The 12,496-nt window shown below is 33.2% G+C and carries 11 protein-coding genes and 3 pseudogenes; 10 read left to right on the forward strand and 4 right to left on the reverse strand.

Features of this window, described 5'->3' with window-relative positions; translation table 11 throughout:
- The coding region (locus JE46_RS24290) for a hypothetical protein (RefSeq protein ID WP_035136860.1) at positions 1-285 on the forward strand (285 nt) is incomplete at its 5' end.
- Between the two features lie 61 nt (positions 286-346).
- Positions 347-673: a helix-turn-helix domain-containing protein gene (locus tag JE46_RS19080; protein ID WP_031456883.1), complete on the forward strand. Its 327-nt coding sequence runs from the start codon at positions 347-349 to the stop codon at positions 671-673.
- A 204-nt stretch (positions 674-877) separates the two neighbouring features.
- Here JE46_RS19080 and JE46_RS19085 read toward each other — a convergent pair whose 3' ends face one another.
- The 3 genes from JE46_RS19085 to JE46_RS19095 form a co-directional block, all read right to left on the reverse strand.
- A complete protein-coding gene (locus JE46_RS19085) occupies positions 878-1,966 on the reverse strand; it encodes a PepSY-associated TM helix domain-containing protein (protein WP_031456884.1) in 1,089 nt (362 codons plus the stop codon).
- A 21-nt stretch (positions 1,967-1,987) separates the two neighbouring features.
- Positions 1,988-4,114 carry a TonB-dependent siderophore receptor gene (locus JE46_RS19090; protein ID WP_031456885.1) on the reverse strand — a complete coding sequence of 709 codons (2,127 nt, stop codon included), beginning with the start codon at positions 4,112-4,114 and terminating at the stop codon, positions 1,988-1,990.
- A gap of 106 nt (positions 4,115-4,220) precedes the next feature.
- Positions 4,221-4,598 (reverse strand): hypothetical protein, encoded by a 378-nt coding sequence (locus tag JE46_RS19095; protein WP_031456886.1) that lies wholly within the window; start codon positions 4,596-4,598, stop codon positions 4,221-4,223.
- Between the two features lie 189 nt (positions 4,599-4,787).
- Between JE46_RS19095 and JE46_RS24740 the strand changes: the two are divergent.
- The 8 genes and pseudogenes from JE46_RS24740 to JE46_RS19130 form a co-directional block, all read left to right on the forward strand.
- Positions 4,788-5,027: pseudogene (locus tag JE46_RS24740) on the forward strand (IS1595 family transposase); the annotation flags it as partial.
- 78 nt (positions 5,028-5,105) lie between these two features.
- Positions 5,106-5,201: pseudogene (locus JE46_RS24745) on the forward strand (IS1595 family transposase); the annotation flags it as partial.
- A gap of 680 nt (positions 5,202-5,881) precedes the next feature.
- Positions 5,882-6,388 (forward strand): hypothetical protein, encoded by a 507-nt coding sequence (locus JE46_RS19105; RefSeq protein ID WP_031456887.1) that lies wholly within the window; start codon positions 5,882-5,884, stop codon positions 6,386-6,388.
- An 81-nt stretch (positions 6,389-6,469) separates the two neighbouring features.
- Complete coding sequence (locus JE46_RS19110) at positions 6,470-8,212, forward strand: tetratricopeptide repeat-containing sensor histidine kinase (RefSeq protein ID WP_035136870.1); 1,743 nt, start codon at positions 6,470-6,472, stop codon at positions 8,210-8,212.
- Positions 8,199-8,945 (forward strand): LytR/AlgR family response regulator transcription factor, encoded by a 747-nt coding sequence (locus JE46_RS19115; RefSeq protein WP_031456889.1) that lies wholly within the window; start codon positions 8,199-8,201, stop codon positions 8,943-8,945. Before JE46_RS19110 ends, JE46_RS19115 begins: the two co-directional genes overlap by 14 nt.
- A gap of 217 nt (positions 8,946-9,162) precedes the next feature.
- A complete protein-coding gene (locus JE46_RS19120; protein ID WP_031456890.1) occupies positions 9,163-10,491 on the forward strand; it encodes a beta-1,3-glucanase family protein in 1,329 nt (442 codons plus the stop codon).
- 331 nt (positions 10,492-10,822) lie between these two features.
- Complete coding sequence (locus tag JE46_RS19125; RefSeq protein WP_031456891.1) at positions 10,823-11,341, forward strand: AidA/PixA family protein; 519 nt, start codon at positions 10,823-10,825, stop codon at positions 11,339-11,341.
- A gap of 94 nt (positions 11,342-11,435) precedes the next feature.
- The gene (locus tag JE46_RS19130) at positions 11,436-11,891 is read left to right on the forward strand and encodes a hypothetical protein (protein ID WP_031456892.1); all 456 of its coding nucleotides are present in this window, start codon (positions 11,436-11,438) and stop codon (positions 11,889-11,891) included.
- Positions 11,892-12,119: 228 nt separating this feature from the next.
- Here JE46_RS19130 and JE46_RS24750 read toward each other — a convergent pair.
- Positions 12,120-12,390 (reverse strand): annotated as a pseudogene (locus tag JE46_RS24750) (hypothetical protein); the annotation flags it as partial.
- Between the last annotated feature and the right edge of the window lie 106 nt (positions 12,391-12,496).

Consider the following 12,496-nt stretch of genomic DNA (forward strand, 5'->3'; position numbering starts at 1 on the left):
GCCAGTGTAATTGATATTGGCAGGAAAGAACAGCACTCGGCACGCATCCGTTTTAGCGGGCAGACTGATGAGGTAAAATATTTTACAAGTGAAGCCATTGTCAATTCAGAAATCCTGGTAGAACTTAAGGCGGGTGCTGCTTTTGAATTGTTTGGAATTCCCAAAAACTATTTTACCAATAAATGGATGGAAGCAGATAATTTTTTACCGGATACTGTCACATTTTATAATCAACTGGATGACTGCGGTCTGGATATTGACAGTATGATTCCTAGTAGTAGATAATTGGCTCCTCCAAATTGCTGTAAGGTCTAAGAATAAAACAAAGACAGAAATTCTAGTGGCTATGGAGCATATCATTACAAGTTTAGGCCAGATGGATATTGTTCAGCTGCGCAATAAAGTAGGAATGACCAGAGCCTCTTTTCAAAACCATTTTAAACAGCAGATCGGCGTTTCTCCAAAAACCTACAGCCGTATTGTAAGGGAAAATGTAGCTTACAAAGAAATACAACAGATAAAAAATGTTGACTGGGAGCAGGCAACCCACGATTTCAGATACTTTGACCAGTCCCATTTTATAAAAGATTTTAAACATTTCTTTGGTTGTAAACCATCAGATCTTCATCGTGGCGGGTTTTTACAGTTTCTTTATAAAAATTCTCATTTTTAATAAGTGTAAAGATGGAAAAAAAGATCGTTACAATCTTGTAAAATAAGGTTCTTTGGGCTCTTTTGCTAAGGTTTACGATGATTCTGACCTGCTTCATTGGAGATTTATTTATGAATATTTACAAGAAATGTATTCTAAATTATAAGTATTTGTCACCCAATTCTATTATTTTTTATAATGAAGTTTCAAACTGTTTTTAAGCAGTTATTGCTTTTTGCCTTTTGTTTTCCAAAGAATAAATCCCGTAATAGAAAGTATTCCAGGGCTAAATCCGGCAATTACATACAAAATTTTAATCCAAAAATTATCATAATCCCCTCTGTGAAGCTGTTTCATGATCCAATAAAACCGGTCAGAAAATGATTTTTCTTCAATGCGTATGGTTTTGATCCAATTGCCATTATCACTGTCATAATAAACGTCGCTGCCTTTCCCAAAATACAATGGATTTTCAGTATCCGAAAACTCGCCGCTTACTATAATGTCTGTTTTTTTATCAGCAGCTATTTTTACGGCAATTGGATTAAAATTCGGAATCTCCCGAGCCTGTTTTATTACTTGGTCAATATTTGCCTTTACCTGATAATTCTGTTCTTTCTTAGGAATTAATTCCCATTCAGCAGGTAAAAAAAGACTTTTATTCATCCAGAAACCGGTAAAAAAAAGAATGAAATTAAGCATCAAAGTCCAGACACTAATAATCCTGTGCAATGAAGAAGAAAGCGTTCTGGAAGATTTACGATTTAACTTCTCTTTAAAAATAAGTACGGCAAATATCTTTTTACGATAAATGATCACACCTGTAATTAAGTTTAATAATAAAGTAATGGCCGCAATTGCCGTTATAAGCCGGCCTGGTTTATCAATTAAAAGCGAGTAATGCGCAGCATACAGCCAGCGGAAAAAAGGGGATTGCAAAGAACCAAAACTGCCCTCTCTCATAATTTTTCCAGAATAAGGGTCTATCATACAGCAATAGAGATAATTATCGTTTGCCTTGTCCTGATAATTAAAAATCATAAATTCATAGGTGTCGCAGGTATTTCTGGGAAAAGTCTGAAGCATGATCTGCCGCGCCTGGGGATACCTCTCAGAGACTTTATGATACATCTGGTTTAATGAAATGGTTTTACTGCCTTTAACGCAATAATGCATCGGCGGATTATTGAAATACTCGATCTCTTTTTTAAAAACCAATAAAGCGCCCGAAATTCCAAAAAATAAATACAGTACCCCGAAAAACAATCCGAGGTAACTATGCAGTTTAAATGAGGTTTTTGTAATTTTTTTCACTAGAAGTTCTGAATTACAGTATTACAATTTTAGAGATAAAATCACTTGGCGAAGAGTTCCTGGAGTAATCATACCACGACCGCCGTACCAATAGTGCTCATTGAGCAGGTTATTGGCAGAAAGTGAAAATACATAACGGGTTTTCTCAAAACTTAGAACCGAATTGATCAAGGTATAAGGATTCGTGTAAAAAGAACCATTGGTATTATTAATCATCAAATCTTTACCATAATGACTCCCCCCTATACCAAACGAAAAGCCATTTAAAGCTTTTGACTGCGGAGCATAATTAACATACCACGTTCCGGAAAATTTAGGGCCGGCATCTACAGGTCTTAAACCTTGAGTAAGCGCATCTGAAACAATAAGTTTACTGTCATTATAAGCAAAACCGGCATGCAGAAAGAGTCCTCTTATCGGATTTGATTCTAAATCTGCCTCAAAACCTTTACTGCGCTGCTCGCCGTCCTGCATGTAGGAAGCCGTATCATTTGGGTTTTGTCTTACCGCATTGGTTACATCAATATTATAATAACTCAAAACGGCATCTAAAAGGTTCTTTTTCAAAGAAACTTTAACTCCAGATTCCCATTGATTTCCATAAACGGGCTGGAAATTTGTCATTTGTCCGTTTACTGATTGTGGTGCCTGCGGCTGAAAACCATTCATATAATTGGCAAACAATGCTATTCTTTCAGGGATAATCTGGTAATTGATTCCCAATTTCGGAGAAACAGCCGTTTGTGTATAATCCCCGGTAGTTGTTGCTGTTAATAAATCCTCAGTCCCTTTGTTATTGATGTAATTTATTCGGGCGCTAAGCATTACACTTAAATTCTCCAATGGGTTGATAACATCTGAAACATATAGGGAATAATGATCTTGAATCGCCTTATAATTCTCTCCATAAGGTTTTGAATCCAATTGACCGGAAATATATTCATTATTGAAATAAGCATTTTGAGGATCTGGAGCAGTAGCCGAAACTTTAGTAAAATTCATAGATTTACTGGCAATTCCGTAGAGATAATGATAATATTCTACACCTGTAATCAGACGGTTTTTCACATTGCCAATTTTGAAATTCCCGACAAAGTCCTGTTGGATTTGTTGGCTGGTAATATTTTCCGGATACATCCTGTACACTCTTCGTGTCACATTTTTGCTGTCGTCATCTAATCTTAGCCTAATGTAATCCCCCGGAGTCTTATTATTGACTGAGATTAAATTGGTCTCTGATTTCCAATTCTCTGAAAGCCTGTAAATGATTTTTCCATAAATATTTACCGCCTTGTTATTCATCGTAACCGAGTTGTCATTGAAAGATCGGTAATAATCTAAATTAAGTTCATCAGCTGATTTAGCAGTCCCCAAAGCCACTTGGTACAGCGTATTGTTCGTAGCTGTTTTGTTTAAAATTTCGGCATCAAGCTGAATATTTAAATCATCGCTGATTTTATAAGAAATACTGGGAGCTAAAAAAAATGTTTTTGAAAAACCCTGGTCCTGAAAAGTATCATTGTAGTTATAAGCCCCGGTTAATCGGGCAAGAACCTTTCCGTCTTTGTCAAGAGGTGTATTTATATCAATAGTGGCTCTCTGCAGATTGTAAGACCCGCCCATTACAGTAATGTCAGCAAAAGTGGTCTGCTGGGGTTTTACAGTAACACGATTAATGAGTCCTCCAAAAGTAATCATGGTTGCGCCACCACCTCCAAAAATTACGGCGCTCGGCCCTTTTATCACTTCCAACTGGGCGATGTTAACCGGATCCATATCAGAGGCCACATAACCGTTTACGCCATTTCTAAAACTCGATCGCGTACGAAATCCCCGGATGGAATAATAAGGTGAAATTCCCGCCCAGCTGGGCGCAACACCTGTGGCATTTTTGAGCATTTCGCCTTGAGTGAAAAAATTTCTGTTTTTAATAAGTTGTGGTGAAACCGAAGCCGTCACCTGAGGATTTTCAAGATTCTTGAGTGGGAGTTTAGAAGCCAGTTCACTGGAAACATCTTTGGACTTTCTGACTCCTTCAATAATTACCTCGTCCATTAAGGTATATTTGTTGGTTATGCTATCTTTTTTTTGCGCATATATTTGTAGTGAAGCCGCCAAAGCTGCCGCAAAAAATATCCCTTTTTTCATTTTATAATTTTTATATAATTGTAATTTTATTAGAGTGCAAGCACTATTTCATTGTTGTATAACAATGAAAAGTAATTCCAATACGAATTGAAATTGAAATTAGAATTTATATAAAAAAAGAAGGGGGACGGAAAGTCTCGGTTGAAACAGAAATAGGTTTATTGTCGAATCTAGCTGGAAAGTCTGCTTTGATTTCAATAGGTTCTATTAATTTGAAAGTATTATTTGAAGTATGTAAAATGTAAACCAACTCTGTTTTTTCTTTCAGGTTGTTCTGCATTTTCTTTTCGTTGTCGTCGTATTTCTTTAGACTTTTTTGAAGTTCACAGTGTCCGTTACAGGTATTAAAAACCATTTTTCGCTGTACGCAGATGGTTTTTACAATCTCTTGTTGCTCTAGTTTAAAAGATAAATAAACAAACACACTACCAAATGATGGTACTAAAATAATGCAGCTAAGCAATATGATTAGATACTTTTTCAAAGTTGTTGTTTTGTTTAATCAGTGCAAAAGTACCATTTTTTGGATTTATTTTCGAGAAAGTTCTTATTAACGTAATTATAAGGTTATATACTGCTCATTGATAATCATTTAAGACTCCTGCTTTTTGAAGATAAAATTTTACGAGTTACTAATTTAGTTTCTATATATTATTTCTTTAATTTTAAGACAATGGAGGAATTTAAAGGTCAAAAAATACTCAATTTAACAACAAAATTCCAGATGATTGATTTAAGCAAAATCAAGTGGTATGATGGCTTTAAATGTAGTAAATGCGGATCAGAGAAAGGATGTGAGAAATCATATCATAATTATCACTGCTATGGCTGTAATCAAGTTGAGAGTTCAACTTCCAATACCCTTTTTCATAAAGTTAAATTTGGTTTGCAAAAGGTATTTTTAATTGTGTTTTAAATGAGTATATTTACTGGTGTTTTGTATAATTGTTTGATTTTTAAAATTTTATGGTATAGGTCAGACCACAGCTTGTTTTTTATGCAAAAAGTAAGAGTTGCCATGAAGATTAGTCAACAATATCCTTTGTCTGAAACTGTACATGTATATGAATTTGTCCTTGGAGGAAAATAAGGTTGAGGTTATGAGACAGGAAAGACAAAAGCTGTGGACACTGTCCTAAAAAGTGTGTAAGTTTAAAAATAATGGGATTTGACTTTTTAATTAAAGTAAAAGGAGACAACCTTAACTTTTTGTGGCAAAAAAGGTATGATGTTCATGCTCATATCTTTGTTCGTCTCATTTAAATTTTACTTCGTTCCAAAAAAAGACCACTTCGTACCAATTTACTCAATAAAAGTTATCCTTTTAATTTTCTTTGTACAGTATTAAATTAATGCTTTTAACCCAGATCAATTCGATTTGTTCCTGCAAAAGAAAAAATTTCGTTAGGAACCTTGGTATTTTAAAATAGCCTACGTTCTTAAAATTTTGATTGTTAAAGTAAATTAATCAAATTATAACAAACAAAATAACAAAGTACTACCCAGGATTCGTATTTAGTTTTGGCGTTTGTATTTATGAATGCTAAACGCTATCAGGCGGCGAACGAGATCAACGGATCCATTTTCTTATACTATTGAGAAGTGGTCTGTACTACAAATACAGATTCAACGATACTGTTGAACAAGAAGCGGAATAAACAATAAGTAAACAATTGTATATCGTATTAGGATCATAAAAACAAGCTCTCGTTAAAACGGAATCTTATTTTTTTAATTTAATAGATTTTAATCTAAAAACAAATAATTATGAGTACAATAGATCAACAAGATACTTCTTGCTGTCGAATAGAAAAACCGGCTGGTATTAAAATAAAAGGAGTTAAAGTAAAGAGCTTGGGATATCAAATAAAATTCCCTAACCCTAGACATAAAAAACCGCTACCTCCGATTGCGCAAGTAACAATAAATAAAAAATACGAGATGCAGATTAGTATTGTCGTATTTATTAGTGAAAAAACAAAAGTTACAGCTGATCAATTGACGGTTATACAGGATTTCAGTTATACTAATAATAAAATGCCTTATGCTAATTTTTATGTATGCTATGATGTAGCTCCTGAACCATGCTCAACATTCAATATTTTTCAATTGAGTTTTAAAGCAAATCCTAAAGATTATACTCCCAATAGGATATTGCCTAAAGACTTGCCAATACCAGACCTTTTAAAATTAAAGGAAATTGTTACTTTTTTGTGGGATGAAGATCCAACGGGTTCCAGAGGAACAGTAACGACTGTGCAAACTGGTTTATGATAATCAGGGAAGTAAAAAAACAGTGGCTTAGTTAGTCTCTGTTTTTTTTATTTTGACTAAATTGCTAACAAAAATTAGCAAATGAAAGTTGTTTCTAAAATAGTAATCTTTATTTTTTTACTTTTTCCTCAATTATTTTTTCCCCAACAAAATCATAGTGCTTTTGAAAAAGAAATTATAGCGAAAAGCAAAAAAATTATGGGTGAATCTAATTTTAATAAAGCACGATATTCTTTTTTGCAAAAAGAATGGGATTCAACTTTAGTTTACTCGATGAAACAGTTGAGTATTGGGAATCAAAGTAAGGAGATTGAAAACTTTTGCCATTTTTTTAGAGGATTTAGTTTTAAAGAGAAAAAAATTTTAAAGGAAAGTAAAAAGGAATTTACTTCAATTTCTAAAGATTTTGAATTCTTTAATCACAGTAAAATGCTCCTTGGTCAAATAGTTTTGGAAGAAAAAAAATTCAAAGAGGCAATTAATTACTTTCAGGAAATTGAAAAACTCCATGAAGATAAGCTTTTGGGTATAAAAAAAAGTAGTGTGAAACACAATCTGGGGCTGTGTTATTTGCATTTAAAAGAATTTAAAAAAGCTGAGTATTATTTACTGGAGAGTATAAAATTAGAGGAAAAACAAAATAATTCTTCAATATTGGTAGGCTCTTATGGAGATATTGCCACATTATACTATGACCAGTACAAAGATAATCTGGCCATTCCTTATTTTGAGAAAGCGTATAATCTTTCCAAAAAAGTAAAAAATTACCAATTAAAACAAAATGCAGCACTCAATATGGCTGTAGTAGAAAAAAACCGTAACCATTTCGCAAAGGCATTAACATACAGAGAAGAATATGATCAATGGAAAGATTCTTTGAACAATCAAAATAAAATATGGGAAGTTGCGGAGCTAGAAAAACAATTTGCAATAAAACAAAAACAAAAAGAAGTAGGTTTGCTTCAAGCCGAAAATAAAATTAAAATGGCCGAAAGAAATGGGCTGTTCTACTCATCGATTGTGCTTTTATTGTTATTAGGAACGGCTGTTTATTTTTACAGAGAAAAAATAAAAACCAACAAAATCATCTTAACCCAGAAAGAGACACTTGATGAATTGAATGATACTAAAGATACCTTGTTTTCTATAGTAAGTCATGATTTGCGTTCCTCTGTCAATGCAATGAAAACCAGCAATACTAAATTAAGGGAAAATTTAGCTACCAAAAATCTGGACGAACTGGATTCTCTTTTACATCAAAACAGTGCTATTGCAAATGGTACTTATAACTTATTGGATAATTTATTGCACTGGGCTCTACTCCAGACAAAACAATCTTTCTTTGAGGTAACTTCCATGCGTTTGTATTTTATTGTAGAGCTGATGGCATATAATTATCTCCCTTTAATATCTGAAAAAAATCTTGTTTTTGAAAATTCAGTTTCTAAGAAAGATATAGTTTTTGCCGATCAGGAATCTTTAAAAATAATACTTCGTAATTTTTTAGACAATGCAATTAAATTTTCAAAACAGAATGGAATCTTGAAAATTTATACTCAAAATACTAATGAAGAGTATTGCGAGTTGATTATTGAAGATAACGGGATAGGCATGAGCGAAAACACAAGAACATCTTTTCTGAAAGAAACCACCTTAATGTCTAAAAAAGAGAATGCAGAAATAATCGGTACTGGTTTAGGAATGCAATTGTGTAAATCAATGATCCAAAAAAATAATGGGAAATTGGATATAGAAAGCGAATTAGGGAAAGGAACAAAAATCATCGTATCTTTGGCTAAAAAGTACCACAATGGACAATATTAATGTATTAATTATTGAGGACATACCATCAGAAAGTGATGCTCTAATAAAAGGATTACAAGCCAATAACTATACAATTGCAGGCTTGGCTAGAAATCATAAAGATGCTTTATCCCTGTTTTATAACAATAAGGTTGACATAGTGATAATTGATATTTTTTTGAATGGTTCGCCTGATGGTCTTGCTTTTGCGGAAAGCATCAATGCCGTTCCAAATGCTTCAAAGCCTTTTGTTTTTCTAACGAGTTCTACAGACAGAAAAATATTTGAACGTGCAAAATTGACAAAGCCATTTAGTTATCTGATGAAACCATTTAATGAGCTTGAACTTTTATATGCTCTTGAGTTGGCTGTCGAAAAATTCTATGCCCAAGATGATGTTTTTCTGAGCGAAGAAGAAAACACAGTAATTAGCAAAGAATATTTATTTATTAAAAAAGGGAAATCACTTAAAAAGGTAGATATCAGTGATATTATCTATATTGAAGTCGAAGAAAAATATTGTAATATTATAACAGAAAAAGAAAAATTTATCATCCTTATATCATTAACAAAAATCTTAGAATTGTTTGACAGTACTGTTTTTTGCAGGACACATAGAAATTTTATTGTGAACACTAAAAAAATGACAGAGATTATTCCTGCAGATAATTTGATTATACTACAAGGAAATCATAGAGTGATACTAAGTGATAAATACAAAGATATCATTAGCAAGACATACATTTTAAAATAATCTCTATGTCCTGCTTTGTTCCAAAAAGACATCCATTCGCTTGGTTTATTTTTTTGCATCACGATAAAACATCTGAAAATAATTTTTAGGACTGATTTTCTATTCTTATTCAAAAAAATCACGGTTTCGTTCCTTTTTTTTAAATCGGAATGATTTGCCATACTACCTTTATTGGACTAAAATTATAAATAGTTCATAAACTAAAAAAAACAATAGTATGGCAACATTAAAAGTAATTTTCAAGAACAACAGTGGCTTATCTGATAAACTTGTATCAATAGGTTTTGTTTCCGGAAGTGATACAGCTCTATTTAGCATACACTATCCGGATCCAAATCAGTTACAACCTTTAGAACTCGAAATACAACCGTTAAATAAAGAAGCAGGAAAAGGGAACTGGTATTCTTTAACTGATTTGGGTGCAGGAGTGTCCATTCAAAATTTTAGTGGCAGGATTTATATATCGTATGGTCAGACATGGTCTGTTCTGAATGCGGGTTATGAGCCTGCCCAAAATATTACCGACCCCAATTTTTTTCTTCGCTATGATAAAATGGAATTAACGTTTAATGGAAATCCGACTGATGTAGCCGATTTAACCAGTATTGACTATTGGAGTATTCCCATGCAGCTAGAGACTTTTTTGCATAAGGCAATTGTACAAACAGATAATGGCATTAAAACAGGTAAAACTTCTCAAATGATTTATACACAATTAAGTGCTATTACAGCTACACCACAGTCTGGTTTAAGCAATGCTTTGCCTGCTCTTGTCCCTGGCAGTTTTGAACAGTTGCCAACGCAACCTGGAACTGGTTTTGCACGTGTTATTGGGCCTTCTTCTTATCCGCCAATTGGTGGTGTTCCAGTTACGCCTTATGATCTTTTTGAGGACTATCTTAACTCACTGATTCAAAATTTTGGACCCAATACGATGGTTGGAAAAGTGATACCCGGATTAGGAAATGGAATTATAGCCACAATTGCAGGTCAGTTTAATGGCGTTGGGCCAAATGTACCAACCACCGGGCCTCAAAGTGCCCAAGCTTATAATTTAACAGCTACAATTGACAATACAGGTGATATTACTTTAACCGGGACTATAGGCAGTGTAGTTGGGACAACAATTATCGTTTATAAAAAAAATGATTTAATCAATCCAAGTGGTATTTATGGTGCCAATGCCTCTTTTTCAATTAATGGAGAAACTTCTCAAAATCCTGCAAACGACGTTTATGGGTGGATAACCGGCGATTTATTGGCAGGATTTAATATTGGAGCGATTGGTTCTGAAACAATAATTGGCAAAACAAAAGTGGGAGCGATTTCAAGTACTGATTGGTTTTCCATACCCAGTACTTCTCTATTTAGTGCTTTGCAAAATAACCCATTGTACTACAACCAATATGCTGCTGTTTTACAAAAACTTTCTGATGCTTATAATTTTGCTTATTCCGATCGTTTTTCAGCTGTATTGGTTTCAGTGAATCCTGCTATTGCAGATACATTGCAAATTTCGTTGCTTAATGTTGCAGAAGACAATTAATTAAATACATTTTTTTAATCCAATGAGCTCAACAATTGTTGAGCTCATTTTGTATATTATAATTAACAGGCAAACCTATTTTGTTTTGTAAAAATGCTGATAAAAAATTCTTGTTCCGTAGTTTCGCCTTCTTATGGATAAAAACTTCATACTTATGGGATTTTTTAAATTTAAACTATTGTAAAACAATACTTTTACTAAAGAAATTAAAAAGCTAGCTAGTTTTATTTTTACTCATTTATTTAAAAGTGGAGTTCAGAAACCACTATAAAAACGGGGTGAAATCCGAAAAGCCTTATGAGTAGGAACAACTAAATAAATTTTAGAAATCATGGCAAAAACAATAAACATTCTTAGTGTAATAGATGTTGAAACGATTCTTGCAAAGAATCTTAAAGGAGGAACAGCAACAAGTCCAACATCTCTGGGATCAAACGATGATTCAGATATATATGTGTATATGATAACAAGCAGGGGCTACATAGATAGTAAAGAGCATAACGGCAGGGCTAGCTCCGAATTGGAAATTGATGCTAATGTAGGAGATACTATTCAATGGGAATTAACATGTCCAGGATCTGGTTTACAGCATAATGCAATAATTGCAGGTATAACTCCAGGCTTTCAACCTAATCCCCCGTCAATTTCTGTTCCAGTTTCTGTTGTTACTTACCGAAATATTTATGATACAGCGGGGTCTTCTGGTTATCAAGTGGTTAAGCAGACGGACTATAACTCTAATGTACTGGCTTCAGGAACTACACAGTATTCAATTACTTTTCAAATAATGGATAATTCAGGGAATAGCCTTGGTTATTATTTTTGGGATCCCTTCGTAAAGGTAAACTAGTGGACATTGGAAATTATCTAAAAAATAAGTGACACTTACCAGAATAAATAGGAAACAGTAATTAAAAAACAAAGAACTTTTAAAACATAAAAATATGGCGACAAATACAGTATTTCAATTATCTGCTCTAAGTCAAAACGATGCAGGAGCAGCAGACGGAAGTCAACTATTCTGTGAAGTAACAAAAATTACTAATGGAAATTTAAGAACCGGCTCTTTTTCAATTAACGAAATGGTAGCCTTGCCAATACCTCCCGGACAAAATGGTTCCGGACCTACACCTACTTGGTTTTTGGTTCCAGATGATAATATTCTGGACACTTCTTTCAACCTGGAGATTTCTTGTCCATCAGATTCAGGCTATCCTACAACCAAAATAACAGTTAAAGCTTCTGATGTTCAAAAATGGGCAGCTATACCTTATAATGAAAGAGACAACCAAATTTATCAGGAAGGACAATATGGTATTTTTGGGTTTGCGCAAGAAGGCCCTAATGGATTAATTTATACCGTTACAGCTGGGGTTTTAAACCCACAATTACAAGGATAATAATTTATTTGAAAAAAGATTACCATTATTTTTTTTAAAGAGGCCATGAAAGTTTTCGTGGCTTCTTTGTATAAATTTGTCCGACATGAAAAACGAAACCTAAATATCTGGTATTAATTTTGGCTAATACTTAAAGTTTTTCCATACACCTTATGTGCTATAAATAATCATACGTTTACGAGATTAAAGGAACAATCTTCGATAAAATATTTTGGAGATTTTTAACTGTCAACTAAATTTTTGCATATTTAACGTGAGTTTGATATTAATCATTAAAAAAAATAGTTGTTTAGTCTCAAAAAAAAGCCTTTTAAAGAGGATTTATCAACACAGTTATAACGATTAAAGCTGAAAATATGTTGCTAGAGTAATTGGTTTGTGATTGATTTCTTGAATGCTCAACTTGAAAAAAAATTTTTAATTGACCAAAAATTGTTTCAATAATAGCTTTTTTTCTCAAAGAGACTGCTGCATATATCGCAATATTCTTTTTCAGTCTTTTACCCGAAAAGAAAAACTTGAGTGGTGGAGACATCATTTTTCAATTTTGAAACTTGAAGGAAATGAATGTTTTTACTGCAATACACTAACCTTTTTACTATAAA

The sequence above is a fragment of the Flavobacterium chungangense LMG 26729 genome, assembly GCF_000735715.2.
Classification (GTDB): Bacteria; Bacteroidota; Bacteroidia; order Flavobacteriales; family Flavobacteriaceae; genus Flavobacterium; species Flavobacterium chungangense.